Source organism: Brevundimonas sp. (assembly GCF_030656255.1).
Taxonomy (GTDB): Bacteria; Pseudomonadota; Alphaproteobacteria; order Caulobacterales; family Caulobacteraceae; genus Brevundimonas.
In genome coordinates, this window is the sequence record NZ_JAUSOE010000097.1 from 1 (window position 1) to 19,601 (window position 19,601).

The window sequence follows — 19,601 nt, forward strand, 5'->3', positions numbered from 1 at the left end:
GGGGTTAGGCGATAAGACCGCCACCGCTCGGCGCCCCGAGCTTGCAGGCCAACCTTCCGCGCGGGGCGTCAAACCTTCGTCGAAACGGTACTTCTAAATCAAAACTCCGGGCGAAGGCCCGGCGCCCCGCCCAGCCCTCCATAAACTTCGCAGCGAAAGCGCGAGGACGATCAGTCGCGTCCGGTCTTTCTCAACAGCCTGTCCCGCGCCGCATTGACCCGCGTCGCCAGGCCCTCGGTTCCGCCCTGGTCAGGGTGGGCGCGGCCCATGGCCTTTTTCCAGGCCGCGCGGATTTCGGCCTCGGTCGCGCCGGGACGCACGCCCAGAACGGCGCGGGCGTCGGCTTCGCTGATCGGCTCGGATCGGACCACGGGCCGGATGCGCGACGACCAGGCCAGATACAGCCCCGCCGCCGCCAGCACGGCCGCCCACAGCCAGGCGCCGCGAAACGCCGCCAGCGCGCCCCCGGCCAGCAGCACCGATCCCAGCAGGGTCGCGGTCACGCGCCAATGGGCCCGGCCGCGCCGCTCGGTTTGGCGGCCCAGCCGCACCAAGGCCCAGACGGCGATCGCCGCCAGGGCCGCCCAGATCAGGCCCATACGCTCAGATCGCCTTTCAGGCGGCCACGTCCAGAGGGGCCAGGGCCTGTTCCAGACCCATGGCCTTCATCAGGTTGCGCAATTCCTGGCGCGCCGCGACATGGGCCAGGGACACGGCCACCGGCCGGATGTCGTTCGACAGGTCGGCGACCGTCAGACCGAACGGGAAGAGTTCGCGATAGATGACCCGGTCGCGCAGGCCCGGTCCGACGCGGAAACCGACCCGTTTGGCCAGTTTGTTCATCCGCTCTTCCAGGCGTTTGCGGTTGCGCGCCTCGGCCACGGCCAGGCGGTTGGTCACGACCAGCCAGTCGATGGTCGCATTCCGGCCCTGGCTGATCGCCCGGACCTTGCGCGCCTCCCAGACGCTCTCGGAATAGATCGAGGGTTTCAGCAGGTCCAGCGTCACCGGATCCACTTCGCCCAGCAGGTCGAAATCGACGAAACTGTCGTTCATCGGCGTGACGATCTGGTCGGCCCGCGCGTGCGCCGCGTTGGACACGGCGGTGTCGCCGCCGGGGGTGTCGATCAGGATGGCGTCCACGCCGGCCGCCACGGCCTCGTCGAAGGCGCGTTCGAAGGCGGCGATCTGCTCGCCCACCCCGCCCTTGGCCAGGGCCTTGCCGTCGCCCATGTCGGGCATGAAGGGCTGCGGCAGGCTCTGATTGTTCGCCGCCAGCCAGGCCAGACGATTGGTGAAGAACCGCTGCATCGACCGCTGGCGCAGGTCCAGGTCGATGATCGCGACGGTGCGCCCCGCATGCAGCAGGCCGGTGACGATATGGATCGCCAGGGTGGACTTGCCGGCCCCGCCCTTCTCGTTGCCGAGGACGATCACGTGAGGCTGCGTCATGGAGGAAACCCTCTGTGGCGACCGACGCGACTCAACACTGCGCGGCCTTCGGACGAGGCAGAGTCGGCGCACCGGCCGCAAACGTCAACGAGGCGTTAACGCGTAACTGTGGACTTCAGCCCGAAGTTCAGCCGGCGCGGCGGCACCAGGGGTCGGCCACCTGGGCGGCGGCGCACAGGGCGGACGCGGCCTCGACCGGAATCGGCCCGACCTTCAGCCGCGTCAGGCTTCGGCCGTTGACCTCGACGCCCTCGAACACCGGCGACAGGTTGGACAGGCTGGCGCGGGTCTTCAGCTGCGTCCAGGCGGCCTGCGCCCCGGCTCGGCTGGAATAGGCGCCCAGCTGAACCATGCGGCCTTCGACGGGCGGCGCCGTGTCAGCGACAGCGTGGCGCAACATCGGGGCTTCGGTGCGCGCGACGGCCTGTTCGACCATGGCCTTGGCCACGACCGGCGCAGCGGCGCGCAGGGCGGGCTCGACCGCCGGCTCGGCCATCCGCGCCACGGCGCCGCGCAGGCCGTCGTCGCTCTTGTCTTCGGCAAACGCCAGGGAGCCGCCCCGGCTCAGAACGTCCCGCGCATCCCACATCTCATGCGGGGTCAGCACGGCCACATGGGCGGGCGAAAATTTGGCGGGGCGCAAACCCTGGGCCTGGGCCGACGGACGCGGCCCCTCATCGGCACGGACAGCCTGGGGGTCCAATGGGATATCAATGGCGGCGACACGCTCAGCCATCGCCTGGAAACCCTGACGGTCGCCCTCGACCGCCCCACAGCCTGTCAGGACGAAGGTGAGCGCGATCAGAACTGGACGGGTCGCTGGTGCTGGCGTCATAAGCACCTCCCTAGCCGCCAGGGCTTGAGTTCTGGTGCATCAACACGCTTAAGCCGAAAGGTTAACCGCTTCACCATGACCGAGCCTGCGTCCCTCCCCGTCGTCCGCACCGTGGCGGATCTGCGCGCCGTGGTGCGCGACTGGAAAAGACAAGGCCTGACCGTCGGCATGGTTCCGACCATGGGCGCCCTGCACGAAGGCCATCTGACCCTGGTGCGCGAGGCCGGCCGCCGCGCCGACCGCGTCGTGGCCTCCAACTTCGTCAATCCGACCCAGTTCGCCGCCCACGAGGATCTGGGCCGCTATCCCCGCCGTCAGGAGGAAGACGCCCGGCTGCTGGCCGGCGCCGGCTGCCACCTGATGTTCGCCCCGTCCGCCGAGGACATGTACCCGGAAGGCTTCGCCACCAGCCTGGTCATGACCGGCCCGGCCCTGGGGCTAGAAGGCGACTTCCGGCCCCAGATGTTCGGCGGGGTCGCCCTGGTCGTGACCAAGCTGTTCAACCAGGCCCAGCCCGATCTCGCGGTGTTCGGCGAGAAGGACTATCAGCAGCTGCTGGTGATCCGCCGCTTCGTCCGCGACCTGGACCTGCCGGTCGAGATCATCGGCGCTCCGACCCAGCGCGATGAGACCGGCCTGGCCCTGTCTTCACGCAACGATTATCTGTCCGAAGCCGAATTGGCCGTCGCCCGCCGCTTGAACGTGGTCCTGACCGAGGCCGCCGCCGGCGCCAGCGCGGGCCGCCCCCTGCCCGGCGTCGAACGGGAAGCCTATTCGGCGATCCTCAAGGCGGGTTTCGAACGGATCGACTATGTCGCCGTTCGCCATGCCGAGGATCTGTCGCCGTTCCGCGACGGCGTCGTCGACGCCCCGGCCCGCATCCTGGCCGCCGCCTGGCTGGGCAAGACCCGGCTGATCGACAACCGGGCCGTCTGAGTTCGAAGCAAAAAAAGAACCCGACGCGAGCGCCGGGTTGAAAAAGGTTCGGTGATGGTGCGTCCCAAAAAGGGACAGGTCCTTCATTCGATGCTTCGGTTAACAACGTCCTAAGAACGACGCTCTAGGAACCGCGATCCGGAAGCCAGACCGTCTGGCGGCCGCTGGGTCCCGTCGGCCAGGTCAGTCGCCAGCCTGCGCCGGCCCGCGCCGGGGTGAAGTCCGACTGGGCGCCCAATCCGGGAAAGGCGAACCGCGTCCCGCCGACGTCGATCGTGGCGGGACCGCCGCCCGGCGCTGTGGCCCGCCAGCGCCCGCCGGGTCCGCTCATGACATCCGCGCGTTCCCCGTCGATTAGAACGACAGGGCGCGCGCCGTTTGATCGACCGGACACGATAACCGCCGATCCGTCGGAATCGACCGCATCCAGCGCGCCTTGACCATCCAGCCGCACCGTCGGCTCGCCGGCCGCGACCAGCACGATCGGGCCGGCCCCGCCCCTGATGAGCACCAAAGTCTCGGGAGACGGCGCAGCGTCCTCTCCGACCTGAACCTCGGGCGTCAGCCGGATGTCGCCGGGTGCGGCCGGAACGCGCAGCTCGAATCGTCCCGTGGCGTCGGCGCCGACCGCCACCGCCGCCCCGTCGGCGCCGCGCAGCACCACGCGGGCGTCCGGCCCGGCCCGGCCCTGAACCAGGATCGTGGCGCCGTCGCGCCTGGCGGTCTGAACATGCGGAGGCTGCACCCAGGGCGAGGCCGCCTGGGCGTCCGCCGGACGCGCCGCGCCCTCGCCGTCTCGCGAACAGGCCGACAGGACCGTGACCATAGTCACGGATACGGCGGCCATGACGATGATCCGACGTTTCATCCTGCGTCCCGACGATATAAGGCTTGCGGCCAAGCGACCGGGGAATCTGTTACCCCGACCGCCGCCGGTTTGGCCATGGGCCGACCCCGCATTCGTTCAGTTCGAGGCTCCATGTCCCTGCCCCCCGTTTCGATCCAGCCTTTCGACGGCCCATCCGTCTGCCTGTTCTGCGGCTCTTCCGACCGCGCCGATCCCGCCTATACCGAGGCCGCCCGCGCCTTCGGCAAGGCCACCGCCGAGGCGGGCTGGCGCTTGGTCTACGGTGGCGGCGGCGTGGGCCTGATGGGCGCCTCGGCGCGCGGGGCCCATGACGCCGGCGGCCGCGTCGTCGGCATCATGCCGGCCTTCCTGCGCAGCCGCGAACGCCTGTTCGACGAGGTCGAGACCGTCGTCGTGACCTCGATGCACGAGCGCAAACAGCTCATGTATGACGAATCCGACGCCTTCGTCGTCGCCCCCGGCGGCATCGGCACCCTGGAGGAAGTGGTCGAACTGCTGTCGTGGAAGCGGCTGGACCTGCATCAGAAGCCGGTCGTCTTCCTGAACCTGAACGGCTTCTGGGAAGGCTTCTTCGCCCTGATGCGTCACAGCGTCGAAGAGGGCATGACCCCCGCCTCCTTCCTTGACGCCTGGACCGTGGCGGACTCGGTGGAAGAGGCCATGGTGCTGATTCAGGGCGACGCCGATGCAACCCTGCAGAAATATGATCGCCGATAGGTGATCGCCGCTAACAAATAATCGCGGATCGCCTTGACAGTTTTTATCGAAAACTGACATTGGCGCGACGGCACGACGCCGTTCGTCAAATCCGGAGACTTCATCATGCGCGTCCTGCTTGTCGCCGCCGCACTCTTCGTCGCCGCTCCTGCGATCGCCGACACCCCCGCCGCCACCCGTCTGACCCTGGCCGATGCGGCCAAGGCCCCGGCTCGCGCCACCATCATCGACGGCGCCCGCTGGTCCTGCGAAGGCGCGACCTGCACCGCCGCGGGCGGCACGGAACAGCCGGCCACGCGCGCTTGCCGCCGCGTGGTGCAGAAGTTCGGCCCCGTGACCGCCTTCGCCTACAAGGGAACCGAACTGAGCGCCGAAGAACTGGCGGTCTGCAACGCCTGATCCAGGCCGAGGCGGCTTAGGCCGCCTCGCCTTTCAGACGCCGCTGGATGGTTTCGCGACCGATCAGCGGCGCCATGGCCGCCATGTCCGGCCCGTGCGCCTGTCCGGTCAACGCCAGACGCAGCGGCATGAACAGCGCCTTGCCTTTGGCCCCCGTCTCCGCCTTGACGGCGTTGGTCCAGGCGGACCAGGCGGTCTCGTCGATCACTTCAGGCAGCAGGGCTGCGGCGGCGTCGATGAAGGCGGCGTCCTCGATCACCGGCTGGATCGGGCCGCGTACGACCTTCGCCATTTCAACGACATCGGCGAACTTGTTCAGGTTGCCGCGCACGACCGTCCAGAAGACCTCGCCTAGGTCGGCGTCCAGCGCCTGCAGCCGCGGCTGGGCCGTCGCATAATCCATGACGTGCAGCGCCTGGGCGTTCAGCCGGTCTAGGTCCGCCGTGTCATAGCGCGCCGGTGAACGGCCCATCTTGGTGAAGGCGAAGCTGGCGCCCAGGGCCTGAACCGACTCGCCCACTTCCAGCGGATCCGAGGTGCCGATCCGGCCCAGATGGCTGGTGATGGCGATGGGTTCATAGCCCTGGTCGCGCATGTCACTGATCGACAGCGAACCCAGACGTTTCGACAGGGCGGCGCCGTCGGCGCCGACCAGCAGCGGCATATGGGCGAAGCCCGGAACGGTCGCGCCCAGCGCCTCAAAGATTTCGATCTGCGCGCCGGTGTTGGTGACGTGGTCCTCGCCGCGGATGATGTGGCTGATGGCCATATCGATGTCGTCGACCACGGACGGCAGAGTGTAGAGGAACAACCCGTCCTCACGGATCAGGACGGGGTCGGACATGGAGGCCGTGTCGACCTCGGCATGGCCGCGCGCCAGATCTTCCCAGGCGACGCGCTTGCCTTCCAGCTTGAAGCGCCAGTGCGGACGGCGCCCCTCGGCCTCGTAAGCGGCCTTCTGGTCTTCGGTCAGTTCCAGCGCGGCGCGGTCGTAGATCGGCGGCAGGCCCCGCGACAGCTGCACCTTGCGACGGCGGTCCAGTTCGTCGGCGGTCTCATAGGCGGGATACAGCCGGCCCGACGACTTCAGCTTGGCGGCGGCCTCTTCATAGCGGTCAAACCGCTTGGACTGGTTGTAGCGCTCGTCCCAGGTCAGACCCAGCCAGGCCAGGTCGTCCTCGATCCCCTGTTCGAACTCGGGCGTGGAACGCGCCAGATCGGTGTCGTCGATCCGCAGCACGAACGAACCGCCCTGCCCCTTGGCGAACAGCCAGTTCACCAGGGCGGTGCGGACATTGCCGACGTGCAGCTTACCCGTGGGGGACGGGGCGAAACGGACCTTGACGGACATAGGAGAGCGACCTTGAAAGCGAGGCGGCTAGGTCGCGCCGCAACCCGGCGAAGTCAAGGCGCGGGTTGGATCGAAACATCCGTCATGATAGACTTATCGCCGTCATGAACGCTCCAGTGCAGATCAGGAAGCCCGAAGTCGCCGAGCGACTTCGCACCCTCGCGCGACGCGAGGGTCGATCCATCACGGACCTGGTCGATGAAATGGCGCGCGAGCGGGAAGAGCGCACGGATAAGGCGCGACAGGCGGAAATCGACCGAAAGATTGCGGCGGTGAACGAGATCGTGCGGGAGTTCAACGCCTTGCCGATATTAGGGCCGCTTCTGACCGACGACGACATCTACGATGAAGATGGGCTTCCTAAGTGACCACGGCTGTCGATGCTTCCGCCATCGTCGCCATCCTTCTGGACGAACCTGAGAAGCAGGCATTCATCGAGCGTATCCTCGCCGACAAATGCGAAATCTCCCCAGTCGGCTACTGGGAAGCTGCAGTTCGGGTCAGGCGCCTCCATGGCGAAGAAGGCATGAAACGGCTTGATCGCTTGATATTGGAACTGGACATTCGGATCGCTCCGGCTGTCGCAGAGACCGCGCAGCTAGCCACCGACGCGGAACACAGTTACGGCAAGCGCACTCCGGCCAGGCTGAACCTGGGCGATTGTTTCGCCTATGCCCTGGCGAAAGAACGCAACCTACCCCTGCTCTATAAGGGCGGCGACTTCATTCACACCGACATCGAACCGGCGCTGAAGGCCTGATCAGTCGTCGCGGTGGACGCGTTCGCGGCGTTCGTGGCGTTCCTGAGCCTCGACCGACAGGGTCGCCGTCGGACGGGCTTCGAGACGTCCCAGGCCGATCGGTTCGCCGGTGTCCTCGCAATAGCCGTAAGACCCGTCCTCGATCCGACGCAGGGCGTCATCGATCTTGGAGATCAGCTTGCGTTGACGATCACGGGTGCGCAACTCAAGCGCGCGATCCGATTCAGACGAGGCCCGATCCACCAGATCGGGGTGATTCTCGGTCTCGGCCTTCAGATTGACCACCGTGCCCTTGGATTCTCGAAGGATGTCGTCCTTCCAGTCCAGAAGCTTCTTCTTGAAATAGGCAAGCTGCCGTTCACTCATGAACGGCTCGTCGTCAGACGGCCGATACGGACCGGTTTCGTCGGACACAACGGACGCCAAAGCGTTCATCGCACTCACGCTCTCTAAGCACGCCCCCCTGTGGCGTATGGGCCGTATAGTGAGGTCCGTGAGTCCCGGCAACGGCGTTCGCGATTCCGTGATCATGATTAGACGAAGCGTTGAGCCGCGTGACATTTGGCGCGCAGTTTCAGCGCTCCGTTTTGAAATACTGAAGCTTTCAGCTTTCGGAACCACGGCGGCGCATCTCCGCCTTGGCCAGTTCCACCGACGCTCTCAGATCAATCTGGTCCAGCAGGTCGTTCAGTCCTGCATCGCCGTCATCGGGCCGATCCTCGCGCAACGTCCGGGAGAGTTGCTGCAGCACGGCCTCGTCCGGTTCGCCGGACAACAGGGCCATCTTCATCTCGTCCAGCCGGTCCAGCAGACCTGCGCCTCGTTTCACCGCGCGACGTCGCTTCTCCAGCGGTCCCTCGATCCCCTGAAGCGCCATCAAGGCCGAGACGTCATTGACCCCCGATGTCGCCGCACTGGCGGAGGCGGCGGACGGCGCGGCGGTGGCGCCGGTCTGGCCCAGCGAAAATCCGGCGCTGGAGCGCGCAGGCTTGCCGCCCGTCGGCGCGCTGGGTCCCGTAGTCCCTGTGACCTTCATCGGCGGAGGCTCCGTCTCATGAGGCCACCCTTTGGCGAACGGAATGACCTTTTGGTTAACGCCCAGGCAAAAACTGCCGCCAACTCAACTGTCGCCACAGCATTAATCTCGATTTTTCAATAATTTGGGCCACGGCACGATCTTCGCATCATGATGAATGAAACGCCTTTGGGACGTCCGACCGATGCAGAATCTGCTTGCCCGCCTTGTCGCGCCTCTCACCGCCTTTGCGGCGCTGGGCCTCGTCGCGTCTCCAGCTCTGGCCCAGTCACGAATCAAGGATATCGCCGCCGTCGAAGGCGTTCGCGGCAACCAGCTGGTCGGATACGGCATGGTCATGGGGCTGAACGGAACCGGCGACTCGCTGCGCAACTGCCCCTTCACCCGGCAATCGCTGGAAGGCATGACCGAGCGTCTCGGGGTCAATATCCGCGGCGCTAACGCCAACACCAAGAATATGGCCGCCGTCATGGTCTCGGCCGAACTGCCGGCCTTCGCCACGCCCGGCTCGCGCATCGACGTCAACGTCTCATCCATGTGCGACGCCAAGAGCCTGCTGGGCGGGGCGCTGGTCGTCACCAGCCTGCAAGGGGCCGACGGCCAGGTCTATGCGGTCGCCCAGGGTTCGGTTCAGACCGGCGCCGTTTCGGCCTCGGGAGGCTCAGGCTCGTCGGTGACGCGCGGCGTGCCGACCGCCGGCCGCATCGCCTCGGGGGCCTCGGTCGAGCGCGAGACCGGGTTCGAGATGACCAATATGAACGAGGTGCGTCTGAACCTGCGCAACCCCGACTTCACGACGGCCCAACGCGTCGCCGCCGTGGTCAACGCAGCCTATCCCGGCACGGCCCTGGCCGAGAACGGCACGGTCGTCACTCTGCGGGCGCCCGGCCAACTGGGCATGGCGGGCTTCATCAGCCGCGTGGAGAACCTGGCGGTCACGGTCGATTCGCCGGCCAAGGTGATCATCGACGAGGTCAACGGCGTCATCGTCATGGGCGATGCGGTGCGTATCTCGCGCGTCGCCATCGCCCAGGGCAATCTGACCATATCGGTCGATGAACAGCTGTCCGTGAGTCAGCCCGCCCCCTTCAGCCAGGGCCAGACCGCCGTCATCCCCGACACCCAGGTCAGCGTCGAAGAAGATCTGGGCACCCAGATGCGGATCGTCGGCGGCGGAACCAGCCTGTCTACCCTGGTCAACGGTCTGAACGCCCTGGGCGTCAGCCCGCGTGACATGATCAGCATCCTTCAGGCCATCAAGGCGTCGGGCGCCCTGCAGGCCGACATCGAGGTGATGTGACCATGACCGACCTGTCTGTCCCCACCGACCTGATCCGCCCCGTGCAGGGTCTGGCTACGGGCGTCGCCGACGCGACCAAGACCAAGATCAAGGAAACCGCCGAGGCCTTCGAAGCCTCCTTCCTGTCGCAGATGCTGAAGCCGATGTTCGAAGGCCTGTCGACCGACGGCCTGTTCGGCGGGGGTCAGGCCGAGGCGACATGGCGCAGCTTTCTGCTGGACGAGATGGCCAAGAAGACCGTCGCCGCAGGCGGCATCGGCCTGGCCGGACCCGTTATGAACGAAATGCTGAAGATGCAGGAGGGCGCGCAATGAACGACGCCGAACTCGCCACCGCCCGCGTCCGCCAACTGCTCGACCTGACGCGCCGCCTGACGGATCGCCTGGCCGCCGAAACGCGAGCCTTCGAAGAAGGCCGCCCCCAGGACGTCGCCGCCAGCCTGGCCGAGACCCAGGAGATGGCCAATCTCTATCGCCGCGACTCCGGCCATGTGAAGGCCAATCCCGCCTTGCTCAGCGGCGGCCTGGCGACGGATCGGATGGCGTTGATCGAGGCTACCCGCGCCTTTGACGCCGTCCTGTCCCGCCACGCCAGCGCAGTCGAGGCGGCGCGCAAGATTTCCGAAGGCCTGGTGCGCGCGATCGCTCATGAGGTCGCCGCAGCCCGCACGCCCGCCTCGGCCTATGCCGCCGACGGCCGCGCTGCACAGGGCGACGGCCGCGCCGTCGCCTTCAACCGCAAGGCCTAGATTCGGCGCATTTCGACAACCCCGGCTGTTGTCGCCGTTGCCGATTTTTTAAGCGCCGCCGTGCATGCTGTCTGCATGTCGATGACTGCTCGTCTTCTGGGTCTGGCCTTTGCATCTGCGGATGCGCTCGTCGAGATCGACGCCAAGGGTTCCGTGGCCTTCGCCTTGGGGGCCGGACCGACCGCTGGCCAGGATGTCGGCGCCCTGTGGACCGGCAAGCCGCTGCTCGACTTCCTGCATGAAGGCGCAGGGGCTGTCGAAACTCTGCTGGCCACCAAGCCCGGCGGGCGCAGTCCCGCCACCCAGATCCTGGTCCGCGTCGGAACGGACCGCGTTCGGCGCGCCTCGCTCCGCGCCTTCATCCTGCCTCAGCTGGCCCCCGCCATATCCTGCTCAATCTCTTACGAAGGCCCCGCCATCGCGCTGGCGGACGTCGAGATCCCGCCCCTGGCGGACGCGGAAGGATTTCTGGCTCAGGCGGCATGTATCGTCGAGGGCGCCCCAGGCCTGTCTCTGGCCTTTCTTGATATCAGAGGCCTCGAATGCCTCGGTGGCGAAGTCGCCGACAAGGTGTATCGCCGCATCGAGGCGACGCTGCAGTCGGCCGCCGCACAGGGCTCCTCAGCCGCCCAGATCACGCCCGAACGTTTCGCCGTCCTGCGCCCCAGCGGCGACACGCGCGACCTGGCGGCCGAGATCGTCGAGGCCGGCCGCGCAGAAGGCGTGGACCTGGGAGCCGAGTCCTTTAGCTCCAGCGTTCCCAAGGGCGCGGACACCCTTTGCGTGCTGCGCGCCATGCGGTTCGCCATCGAAGGCTGCCTGAAGGATGACGGCCTGGCCAATCCGCAGATCGCCTTCTCAGACTCGCTGAAACGCACCTTCCGCGACGCCGAGGCCTTCCGCAGCGTGGTCAAGTCGCGTGAGTTCCAGGTCCATTACCAGCCCATCGTTCATCTCGCGTCGCGCTCGGTCCACCATTTCGAGGCCCTGGCGCGGTTTAACTCCAACAACGGCCCCGCCAACGCCATCCGCATGGCCGAGGAGCTGGATCTGATCGAATCCTTCGATCTCGCCGTCGCAGAGAAGGTGCTGAAGCGCATGCGCGCGCCGGGCGCCGGCCTGCTGAAGATGGCGATCAACGTCTCCGGATCCTCCCTGGGCGACGACACCTATGTCGAACAACTGCTGCACATGACGGCGGGATCGCCGTCGGAGCGCAAACGCCTGATCGTCGAGGTCACCGAAACCTCGGCCCTGGCCGACATCGAGGCGGCCAACCGCCGCCTGGCCGCCCTGCGCGAAACGGGGATCAAGGTCTGTATCGACGACTTCGGCTCCGGCGCCGCTTCCTACGACTATCTCCGCAAGCTGACGGTGGATGCGGTCAAGATCGACGGCTCCCTGGTGCGTGATCTCGAGACGGACGAACTGGGCCGCAACATGCTGCGCAATACGGTCGAGCTGTGTCGCTCCATGAAGCTCGAAACCATCGCTGAAATGATCGAGACCGAAGGCGTCGTGACCGAGTTGAAGGCTCTCGGGGTGGAATACGGCCAGGGCTGGCTGTTCGGTCGCGCCGAAGCGGAGCCCCGCACCCAGTTGGCCAGCGCCGCCCCCGTGCGCCGCCGGGGAGCCGTCGAAGCCTGGGGTTGAGATCAGGAATAGAACGTATTGACCTGATCAGTCTTTATCGGGCTTGACGCGAATCACTCCATATACCATCGGTATGCGCGGCCAAGTCCGGGTTGGATGCAGGCCTGAAAACGGCCCGTTCCGAACCTTCATTGGCTCCGGGGCGGGCCGTTTTGCATCACCTCGCAGACACCTCGTTTACAAGGCCGTCCTTAGTGGGCCGCCGCCGTCGGCAGGTGTTCCTTCTCGAACCGGCCCACCTGATCCACCAGGGTTCTAGCGGCCTGGTTCATGCCGATGACGTCCACCTGGGCGCCCTGGCGACGATAGCGGAAGACGACCTTGTCCACGGCTGCGACGCCGGTCAGATCCCACAGGTGGGCCTCGGTCATGTCGATCTCGACGCGCTTGGGATGGCCGTGGTGTTCGAAGCCGGCGGCGAACAGATCGGCCGAGGCGAAGAACAGCTGGCCGGTGACGCGATAGCGCAGCACGCCCTCCTCCGGGGTCTCGATCTCGGTCACGGCGATGGTCTTGCCGACCTTGCGCATGAAGAAGACCGCCGACAGCAGCACGCCCAGGATCACGCCCTTCGACAGGTCGTGGGTGGCGACCACGGTGACGGTCGTCGCGATCATGACGACCGACGACTGGAACGGGGTCGAGCGCAGCTTCAGCACCGAGCTCCAGTCGAAGGTGCCGATGGAGACCATGGTCATGACAGCGACCAGAGCCGCCATCGGGATCTGGGCCACCCAGTCGCGCAGCACCAGGATCAGGAACAGCAGGAACAGGCCGGCCCACAGGGTGGACAGCCGCCCCCGCGCACCCGAGGTGACGTTGATGATCGACTGGCCGATCATGGCGCAGCCCGCCATGCCGCCGAACAGGGGCGACAGGATGTTGGCGATGCCCTGACCGCGCGTCTCGCGGTCCTTGTCCGACGGGGTGTCGGTGATGTCATCGAGCAGATTGGCGGTCAGCAGGCTTTCCAGCAGGCCGACGAAGGCCAGGGTCGCCGAGATCGGGGCGATGATGGCGAAGGTCTCCCAGGTCAGGGGCACGGCCGGCAGGTGGAAGACCGGCAGGGTCGAGGGCATCTGGCCCATGTCGCCGACAGTGCGGACGTCTAGCCCGGTCATCATGACGAAGACACTGATCAGGATGATGGCGACCAAGGGCGACGGCACGGCCCTGGTCAGGCGCGGGAAGCCGTAGATGACGACCAGGGCGGCCCCGACCAGGGCGAAGGTCTGCCAGTTGGCGCCGATCAGCTCGGGCATCTGGGCCAGGAAGATCAGGATGGCCAGCGAGTTGACGAAGCCGGTCATCACGCTTCGGCTGACGAACTTGATGTAGCGGCCCAGCTTCAGCAGGCCGATGATGATCTGGAACACGCCACACAGGATCGAGGCGGCGAACAGGTATTCCAGGCCGTGGTCGCGGACCAGACCGACCATCAGCAGGGCCATGGCCCCGGTGGCCGCCGAGATCATGGCCGGACGGCCGCCGACGAAGGCGATGGTCACGGCGATGACGACGCTGGCGTAGAGGCCGACGGCGGGATCGACGCCGGCGATGATCGAAAAGGCGATGGCCTCTGGGATCAGGGCCAGGGCGACGACGGTCCCCGCCAGCAGGTCGCGGCGAGGGTTGGCGAGCCATTGCTGGCGCGCGGAAGCGATAAGAGACATTTTGGGGTTCATCTGGGGTCTGCCGCCGACCTGGCGCGCGGCCATGGTCGTGTGCGGCGGGTTTCCCGGCGGATCGGCGGCCGGGATAGCCACCCGACGCTTCAAACAGGCCGGGTCCGAGGTGAGGCCCGCCTGATGCCCCGTCCCGGCGCGAAAGGCAAGCCGCCTATCCGGCGGTCGGCTTGGCCAGCGACGGTCGCTCGGCGGCCTTGGCGGCGGCGGTCGCTTCGACGGCGCGCATCACACGCAGCAGGTTCTCGCCGGCGATCTTGCGAATGTCGGCCTCGGTCCAGCCGGCGTCCATCAGGGCGGCGAGGATGCGGGGATAGGCGTCCACCCCGGTCATGCCCTCGGGCAGGCTGCCGATGCCGTCGAAGTCGGCGCCTAGGCCGACGTGGTCGATGCCGGCGACCTGCCGCACATGCTGGATATGGGCGACGACGTCGGCCAGGGTCGCCTCCGGCGTCGGGTGGGCGGCGGACCAGGCGGTCAGTCCGGCCTCTACGGCGGTCGGATCGCCGGGGTTCAGGGTCTTCAGCCGCGCCTCCTCGCCCGCGCGGTCGGCGTTCCAGGCGCGGACCCGTTCGGAGACAAAGCCGGGGGCCAGGTTGATCATCACGATCCCGCCGTCTTCAGGCATCATCCGCAGCACCCGGTCGGGCACGTTGCGGGGATGGGCCGTGATCGCCCGGGCCGAGGAGTGGGAGAAGATGACCGGGGCGTCGGACACCCGCATGGCGTCCAGCATGGTGTCCTCGGACACGTGGCTGAGGTCCACCATCATGCCCAGGCGGTTCATCTCGCGTACCACATCCTCGCCGAAAGGGCTGAGCCCGCCCCATTTGGGGGCGTCGGTCGCGCTGTCGGCCCAAGTGGTGGTCTTGGAGTGGGTCAGGGTCATGTAGCGGGCGCCGGCGCGATAGAACTCGCGCAGCAGGGCCAGGGAGTCGTCGATGGAGTAGCCGCCCTCCATGCCGATCAGGCTGGCGATCCGGCCCGAGGCGAAGACGGCGTCGACCTGGTCCGCCGTGGTCGCCAGGCCGAAGACCTCGGGGTGGGCGGCGATGATCCGCTTGGCCGTGTCGATCTGTTCGAAGGTCTCCTCGACCGCTTCCAGCGGAGTCAGGCTGGCGGGGACATAGACCGACCAGAACTGGCCGCCGACGCCGCCGGCGCGCAGGCGGGCGATGTCGGTGTGGAGTTGGGTCGTCGCGTCCAGATTGGTCGTAAGATCAACGGCATAGACGTCGTTTCCGTACTGCTGGCGCAGGGCCCAGGGCAGGTCGTTGTGGCCGTCGATCAGGGGGGTGGTTTTCAGGATCTCCAGCACGCGGGCCTCGCCGGCGGATTGGGCCCAAACCGGGGTATGAGCGGCGGTGGCGAAGGCGGCGACGGCGACGCCGGCCAGCAGACGACGGATCATGATGCGACTCCCTGATGTTGCGACGCACACTGACAGACGAAAGGCGACAGGCAACCCCTCATCCGAGCCCTTCGGGCCTGCCTTCTCCCGCAAGGTAGAAGGAAGAGGTTTCCCGGCCGGGCGACGAGCGTCTAGGAGAGACGGTATGAGCGACGCCGCCTTTTCCGATCCGCTCGACCTGAAGAAGGTCGAGACCCGCGCCTGGTTCGAGCATCTGCGCGACCGCATCCATGCGGCCTTCGAGGCGCTGGAGGATGCGGCGCCCGATGATCTGTTTCCGGGGGAGCCGGGGCGGTTCGTGCGGACGGCCTGGGACCGCAAGGACGGCGGCGGGGGCGTCATGGGGATGATGCACGGCCGGCTGTTCGAGAAGGTCGGGGTCCATGTCTCGACCGTCCACGGATCGTTTCCGGCCGACTACGCCAAGACCGTGCCGGGCGCGGCGGAGGATCCCCGGTTCTTCGCTACCGGGATCAGCCTGATCTGCCATCCGGTCAGTCCCAGGATTCCGGCGGTGCATATGAACACCCGCTTCATCGCCACGACCCAGAGCTGGTTCGGCGGCGGAGGCGATCTGACGCCGGTGCTGGACGCGGATCGGCGCCAGGACCACCCGGACACACTGGCCTTCCACGCCGCGATGAAGGCCGCCTGCGACGCCCACGATCCGGACTGGCACGCCAAATACAAGGCCTGGTGCGACGAGTATTTCTTCCTGCCGCATCGGCAGGAGCCGCGCGGCACCGGCGGCATCTTCTATGACCACCACGACAGCGGCGACCACGACCGGGACTTCGCCTTCACCCGCGACGTGGGCCTGGCCTTCCTGGATGTCTATCCGAAGATCGTGGCCGGGCGGATGGGCGAGGCCTGGACGCCGGAGCAACGCGAAGAGCAGTTGGTGCGGCGCGGACGCTATGTGGAGTTCAACCTGCTGTACGACCGTGGCACCATGTTCGGCCTCAAGACCGGCGGCAACGTCGATTCGATCCTCAGCTCCATGCCCCCGGTGGTGAAATGGCCGTGACGTCCCCTCTCGCTAAGATCCTGCTGCGGCCCCTGGCCACCTCGGCCCTGTTCGCCGTGCTGTACGGGGTCTATCTGATCCTGGCGAAGCAGCCGCAGATCCCGCTGACCCTGTTCGTGGTGATCGGCTTCTACTTCGCGGCCTCGCTGCTGCTGGAGCGGTTCGTGTTTCCCCGGATTGGACTCTGATCGAAAAAAAGACAGTCTGAATTGTCTGAATAGTATGAAATCGGGGCTGCGCGCGCCCTTGAAGCCGCGCGCCCAACTGCACGGCACCGGCGAAAACCGGTGCGATATGCAAAAGAGTGCAGTTTGGCGGCGTGTTCTCCATTCGATTGTCAAAGACCCGGCGGCCAGTCTAACCGCACCCGGAAGGGTGATAGGTCGATTATCGGGATTTCATTGAAAGCCTTTAGAATTCAGAATGCGGTGGAGGGGAATTAGGGGCGGACGCCTCTCCGCTCTCCGCTCACCCCATGGCGGCGACAAAGGCGTCGCCCGCCTTGCTGCGATAGCGTTCGCGATGCCGCAACAGGCGGAACGGGCGTTCCGGCAGGCTGAAGGCCGCCGTGACCAGACGGCCGGCGGCGACCGATCCATAGGCCACGCTTTCGGACAGGGCCGTGGCCCCTGCCCCCGCCTCGGCCGCCGCCAGCACCGCCTCGTTCGACGGCAAGGTCATGGCGATGGACAGGGCGGCGGGGTCCACGCCCGCGTTTCGTAGGGCCGTTTCCAGGGTCGAGCGGGTGCCCGAGCCCGCCTCGCGCAGGACCCAGACTTGGGTCGCCAGGGTCTGGGCCTCCAGTCGGCGCAGCCCGGCCCAGGGATGGTCGGGCGTGACCAGGACCGCCAGCCGGTCCGAGCCCACCACCGTCTGATCCAGCAAGGGCTGGTCGATCTCGCCCTCGACCAGACCCAGTTCGGCCGCGCCGCTCAACACCCCCTCGGCCACCTCGCGCGTATTGCCGATGGCCACGTCCAGTTCGACGCCGGGATGGGCCGCGTGAAAGGCGGCCAGCCGGCGCGGCAGCCAGGCGCTTGCGATGGTCTGGCTCGCGAAGATGGTCAGGCGGCCGCGTCGCAAGGCGCTCATGTCCGCCAGGGCCGCCTCGGCCGCCGCTGCGCGGGCCAGCACGGCCTTGGCCTCGGGCAGGAAGGCCAGACCGGTCTGGTTCAGGACCACGCCCCGGCCCACGCGGTCGAACAGGTGGACGTCATGCTCCGCCTCCAGCGCCGCGATGGCGTTGGAGACGGCCGACTGGGTCAGGTTCAGCGCCCTCGCCGCCGCCGTCACATGCTGTCGCTCGGCCACGGCGATGAAGATGCGCAGGCGTTCTAGGGTCACAACCAATCTCCATATCGGATTGAAATGACCATAACAATCCGTTGGACGGGGGTCGAGGGGCGGCGCATCAAGCGGGACCATGAAGTCCGCCGTCCCTGCCGCCGTCGTGAACCCGCCGCTGCCGCCCATGATACGGCTGGGCGCGTTCGGTCGTTCGGTCTGGCCCGGTTTGATGATGAGCCTGGTGGTCGCCCTGGCGGCGGTCGGCCTGACCAGTCTGGAACGGGACGTCTTCGGCAAGGCCTGGCTGGAGCCGCTGGTCCTGGCCATCCTGTTGGGGGCCGGCGTGCGGGCGGCCTGGACGCCGGACGCCCGGTTCAGGGTCGGGATCGATTTTTCGGCCAAGATCCTGCTGGAGGTCGCCGTGGTCCTATTGGGCGCCTCGGTCAGCGCGGCGACCCTCTCGTCGCTGGGGGTCGGGTTCGTTGCGGGGGTCTTCGCCCTGGTCGCCGCCGCCATCCTGGTCGGGTTCGGGATCGGGCGTCTGCTGGGGTTGAACCCGCGCATGGCCCTGCTGGTCGCGTGCGGCAACGCCATCTGCGGCAACTCGGCCATCGCCGCCGTGGCCCCGGTGATCGACGCAGACGGGGAAGAGGTGGCCGCCTCCATCGCCTTTACGGCCGTGCTGGGGGTGGTGGTCGTTCTGACCCTTCCACTGCTGGGCGGACTGATGTCCATGAGCGGATTGCAGTACGGCGCCCTAGCGGGGCTGACCGTCTACGCCGTGCCGCAGGTTCTGGCCGCCGCCGCCCCGTTCGGCGCGGTCGCGACCCAGACGGGGACGGTGGTCAAGCTGGCGCGGGTGCTGATGCTGGGGCCGGTGATCCTGGTGCTGTCGCTGATTTTCTGGGATCGGGCGGCGGGTAAGACAGGGCCGGGTCTGCACCGGCTGCTGCCGTGGTTCATCGTCGGTTTCCTGGCGATGATCGCGCTGCGAAACCTGGAGCTGATCCCGCAGGCGGCGCTTTCGCCCATGGCGGTGGCGTCCGGCCTGCTGACCGTGGCGGCCATGGCGGCGCTGGGCCTGCAGACAGACATCAGGGCCGTGGCGCGGGCCGGCGGGCGGGTGGTCGCGGCCGTGGTGTTGTCGCTGGCGGCCCTGGTGGGGCTTAGCCTGGGGCTGATCGGGGTGTTGGGGGTTTAGCGCCCCTCCTTCGTCATCCTCCGACGAGCGTAGCGAGATCGGGGGACCCAGCGGCGCGCGAGAGCGCGAACCTGTCGCGGACACAGGCGTCAAAGAGCCAGCGGCGGACGCATCGCCTTCGGTGCCGCTGGGTCCCCCCGATCTGCGCCGCGAAGACGCGGCTTGTCGGAGGATGACGAAAGAAAAGTAGAGGCTAGATCCCGCTGCCCTGGTCCTCGACCGGGGGCGGGGTCAGCAGCAGGAAGGCGCGGATCCAGGCGGTCAGGACGGCGCGGTCGTTGGGGCGTTTCAGGCTGTCGATGGCGGCGTCGGCCAGGGGTTCGGGAATGCGAGAACCGCGGCGGCCCTCGACCAGGGCGGCGGCGTATTCCGGCTGAAACTCCGGATGGCACTGGAAGGACATGGCGTCCTCGCCCCAGGCCAGACCGGCGTAGGGGGTGAAGCCGCTGGAGGCGATGACCCGCGCATCGGGCGAGATGGCCGTCACCTGATCCTGATGCGAGACCGGAATGGCGATGGTGCGGGCGCGGGGGTGCATCCAGGGCTCGGTCCCGTGAACGTCGTAACGGTGCAGGCCGACGCCCCAGCCCCGGTCCGACTTCTCGACCACGCCGCCGAAGGCGTGGGCCAGGACCTGATGGCCGAAACAGATGCCCACCAGACGGGTCTGGCCCCGCGCCGCCCGCAGCCAGTCGATCAGGGTCGGGATCCACGGCAGGTCGTCATAGACCCCGGCCGCCGAGCCGGTGACGATCACCCCCTGAAACGCGGCGGGATCTTCCGGCAGTCGTCCCGACTGAACGTCGAACCGGACGGTCGGCACGCCCTCGCCCAGCAGGGCGCGGAAACGGGCGGGATAGTCGTCGAAGGCGTCCTTCAGGTGATCCGGCGGATGGCCGGCTTCGAGAATGGCGATACGGGTCATCGGGCGACCA

General features: G+C 67.3%; 22 protein-coding genes, 2 pseudogenes and 1 other annotated feature. Of the genes and pseudogenes, 13 read left to right on the forward strand and 11 right to left on the reverse strand.

The annotated features are described in order from the left end of the window. Positions 1 to 170: 170 nt before the first annotated feature. From Q7J26_RS09750 to Q7J26_RS09760, 3 genes are all read right to left on the reverse strand, one after another. A complete protein-coding gene (locus Q7J26_RS09750; protein WP_304936260.1) occupies positions 171 to 599 on the reverse strand; it encodes a molecular chaperone DnaJ in 429 nt (142 codons plus the stop codon). A gap of 16 nt (positions 600 to 615) precedes the next feature. Then, positions 616 to 1,452: a division plane positioning ATPase MipZ gene (locus Q7J26_RS09755; protein WP_304936261.1), complete on the reverse strand. Its 837-nt coding sequence runs from the start codon at positions 1,450 to 1,452 to the stop codon at positions 616 to 618. Positions 1,453 to 1,579: 127 nt separating this feature from the next. Further along, positions 1,580 to 2,287, reverse strand: a complete 708-nt coding sequence (locus Q7J26_RS09760) for an SPOR domain-containing protein (protein ID WP_304936262.1) — start codon at positions 2,285 to 2,287, stop codon at positions 1,580 to 1,582. 75 nt (positions 2,288 to 2,362) lie between these two features. Between Q7J26_RS09760 and panC the strand changes: the two genes are divergently transcribed. Next, positions 2,363 to 3,223 (forward strand): pantoate--beta-alanine ligase, encoded by an 861-nt coding sequence (gene panC / locus Q7J26_RS09765; RefSeq protein ID WP_304936263.1) that lies wholly within the window; start codon positions 2,363 to 2,365, stop codon positions 3,221 to 3,223. A 124-nt stretch (positions 3,224 to 3,347) separates the two neighbouring features. Here panC and Q7J26_RS09770 read toward each other — a convergent pair whose 3' ends face one another. After that, positions 3,348 to 4,091 carry a hypothetical protein gene (locus Q7J26_RS09770; protein WP_304936264.1) on the reverse strand — a complete coding sequence of 248 codons (744 nt, stop codon included), beginning with the start codon at positions 4,089 to 4,091 and terminating at the stop codon, positions 3,348 to 3,350. A 111-nt stretch (positions 4,092 to 4,202) separates the two neighbouring features. Between Q7J26_RS09770 and Q7J26_RS09775 the strand changes: the two genes are divergently transcribed. Both Q7J26_RS09775 and Q7J26_RS09780 read left to right on the forward strand, forming a co-directional pair. Next, a complete protein-coding gene (locus Q7J26_RS09775; protein ID WP_304936265.1) occupies positions 4,203 to 4,808 on the forward strand; it encodes a TIGR00730 family Rossman fold protein in 606 nt (201 codons plus the stop codon). Between the two features lie 105 nt (positions 4,809 to 4,913). After that, a complete protein-coding gene (locus Q7J26_RS09780; RefSeq protein WP_304936266.1) occupies positions 4,914 to 5,207 on the forward strand; it encodes a hypothetical protein in 294 nt (97 codons plus the stop codon). Positions 5,208 to 5,223: 16 nt separating this feature from the next. Here the strand turns inward: Q7J26_RS09780 and gltX are convergent, their stop codons facing one another. Then, positions 5,224 to 6,558: a glutamate--tRNA ligase gene (gene gltX / locus Q7J26_RS09785; protein WP_304936267.1), complete on the reverse strand. Its 1,335-nt coding sequence runs from the start codon at positions 6,556 to 6,558 to the stop codon at positions 5,224 to 5,226. Between the two features lie 65 nt (positions 6,559 to 6,623). Here gltX and Q7J26_RS09790 point away from each other — a divergent pair, with 65 nt between their 5' ends. Together Q7J26_RS09790 and Q7J26_RS09795 are read left to right on the forward strand one after the other, a co-directional pair. After that, complete coding sequence (locus tag Q7J26_RS09790; protein WP_304936268.1) at positions 6,624 to 6,926, forward strand: type II toxin-antitoxin system VapB family antitoxin; 303 nt, start codon at positions 6,624 to 6,626, stop codon at positions 6,924 to 6,926. Further along, complete coding sequence (locus Q7J26_RS09795) at positions 6,923 to 7,318, forward strand: type II toxin-antitoxin system VapC family toxin (RefSeq protein ID WP_221205059.1); 396 nt, start codon at positions 6,923 to 6,925, stop codon at positions 7,316 to 7,318. The genes Q7J26_RS09790 and Q7J26_RS09795 overlap by 4 nt, the downstream gene beginning before the upstream one ends. Here Q7J26_RS09795 and dksA read toward each other — a convergent pair whose 3' ends face one another. Further along, on the reverse strand, positions 7,319 to 7,753 hold the full coding sequence (gene dksA, locus Q7J26_RS09800) for an RNA polymerase-binding protein DksA (protein ID WP_081836181.1): 435 nt from the start codon (positions 7,751 to 7,753) through the stop codon (positions 7,319 to 7,321). A 169-nt stretch (positions 7,754 to 7,922) separates the two neighbouring features. After that, positions 7,923 to 8,354, reverse strand: a complete 432-nt coding sequence (locus Q7J26_RS09805; protein WP_304936269.1) for a flagellar assembly protein FliX — start codon at positions 8,352 to 8,354, stop codon at positions 7,923 to 7,925. A 184-nt stretch (positions 8,355 to 8,538) separates the two neighbouring features. On the opposite strand from Q7J26_RS09805, the gene Q7J26_RS09810 reads away from it, so the two are divergent. The 5 genes and pseudogenes from Q7J26_RS09810 to Q7J26_RS17125 all read left to right on the forward strand — a co-directional run. Beyond that, positions 8,539 to 9,654, forward strand: a complete 1,116-nt coding sequence (locus Q7J26_RS09810; protein WP_304936270.1) for a flagellar basal body P-ring protein FlgI — start codon at positions 8,539 to 8,541, stop codon at positions 9,652 to 9,654. A gap of 2 nt (positions 9,655 to 9,656) precedes the next feature. Then, a complete protein-coding gene (locus tag Q7J26_RS09815) occupies positions 9,657 to 9,968 on the forward strand; it encodes a rod-binding protein (RefSeq protein WP_304936271.1) in 312 nt (103 codons plus the stop codon). Next, positions 9,965 to 10,402 (forward strand): flagellar basal-body protein FlbY, encoded by a 438-nt coding sequence (locus Q7J26_RS09820; RefSeq protein WP_304936272.1) that lies wholly within the window; start codon positions 9,965 to 9,967, stop codon positions 10,400 to 10,402. The genes Q7J26_RS09815 and Q7J26_RS09820 overlap by 4 nt, the downstream gene beginning before the upstream one ends. A gap of 795 nt (positions 10,403 to 11,197) precedes the next feature. Next, positions 11,198 to 11,965, forward strand: a pseudogene (locus Q7J26_RS17120) (EAL domain-containing protein); the annotation flags it as partial. Between the two features lie 43 nt (positions 11,966 to 12,008). Further along, positions 12,009 to 12,077, forward strand: a pseudogene (locus Q7J26_RS17125) (hypothetical protein); the annotation flags it as partial. 169 nt (positions 12,078 to 12,246) lie between these two features. Here Q7J26_RS17125 and Q7J26_RS09830 read toward each other — a convergent pair. After that, positions 12,247 to 13,728 carry a SulP family inorganic anion transporter gene (locus Q7J26_RS09830; RefSeq protein WP_304936274.1) on the reverse strand — a complete coding sequence of 494 codons (1,482 nt, stop codon included), beginning with the start codon at positions 13,726 to 13,728 and terminating at the stop codon, positions 12,247 to 12,249. Positions 13,729 to 13,787: 59 nt separating this feature from the next. Further along, positions 13,788 to 13,849: a sequence feature (sul1 is cis-regulatory element that is thought to sense ions involved in sulfur or methionine metabolism; They are found in Alphaproteobacteria), on the reverse strand. A gap of 45 nt (positions 13,850 to 13,894) precedes the next feature. Then, the gene (locus tag Q7J26_RS09835; protein ID WP_304936275.1) at positions 13,895 to 15,151 is read right to left on the reverse strand and encodes a dipeptidase; all 1,257 of its coding nucleotides are present in this window, start codon (positions 15,149 to 15,151) and stop codon (positions 13,895 to 13,897) included. A gap of 145 nt (positions 15,152 to 15,296) precedes the next feature. Between Q7J26_RS09835 and hemF the strand changes: the two genes are divergently transcribed. Both hemF and Q7J26_RS09845 read left to right on the forward strand, forming a co-directional pair. After that, positions 15,297 to 16,178, forward strand: a complete 882-nt coding sequence (gene hemF / locus Q7J26_RS09840) for an oxygen-dependent coproporphyrinogen oxidase (protein ID WP_304936276.1) — start codon at positions 15,297 to 15,299, stop codon at positions 16,176 to 16,178. Next, on the forward strand, positions 16,175 to 16,366 hold the full coding sequence (locus tag Q7J26_RS09845; RefSeq protein ID WP_304936277.1) for a hypothetical protein: 192 nt from the start codon (positions 16,175 to 16,177) through the stop codon (positions 16,364 to 16,366). The genes hemF and Q7J26_RS09845 overlap by 4 nt, the downstream gene beginning before the upstream one ends. A gap of 280 nt (positions 16,367 to 16,646) precedes the next feature. On the opposite strand, the gene Q7J26_RS09850 is transcribed toward Q7J26_RS09845, so the two are convergent. Then, complete coding sequence (locus tag Q7J26_RS09850) at positions 16,647 to 17,522, reverse strand: LysR family transcriptional regulator (RefSeq protein ID WP_304936278.1); 876 nt, start codon at positions 17,520 to 17,522, stop codon at positions 16,647 to 16,649. A 79-nt stretch (positions 17,523 to 17,601) separates the two neighbouring features. On the opposite strand from Q7J26_RS09850, the gene Q7J26_RS09855 reads away from it, so the two are divergent. After that, the gene (locus tag Q7J26_RS09855; RefSeq protein ID WP_304936279.1) at positions 17,602 to 18,666 is read left to right on the forward strand and encodes a YeiH family protein; all 1,065 of its coding nucleotides are present in this window, start codon (positions 17,602 to 17,604) and stop codon (positions 18,664 to 18,666) included. Positions 18,667 to 18,859: 193 nt separating this feature from the next. On the opposite strand, the gene Q7J26_RS09860 is transcribed toward Q7J26_RS09855, so the two are convergent. After that, the gene (locus Q7J26_RS09860) at positions 18,860 to 19,591 is read right to left on the reverse strand and encodes a type 1 glutamine amidotransferase (protein ID WP_304936280.1); all 732 of its coding nucleotides are present in this window, start codon (positions 19,589 to 19,591) and stop codon (positions 18,860 to 18,862) included. Positions 19,592 to 19,601: the final 10 nt, after the last annotated feature.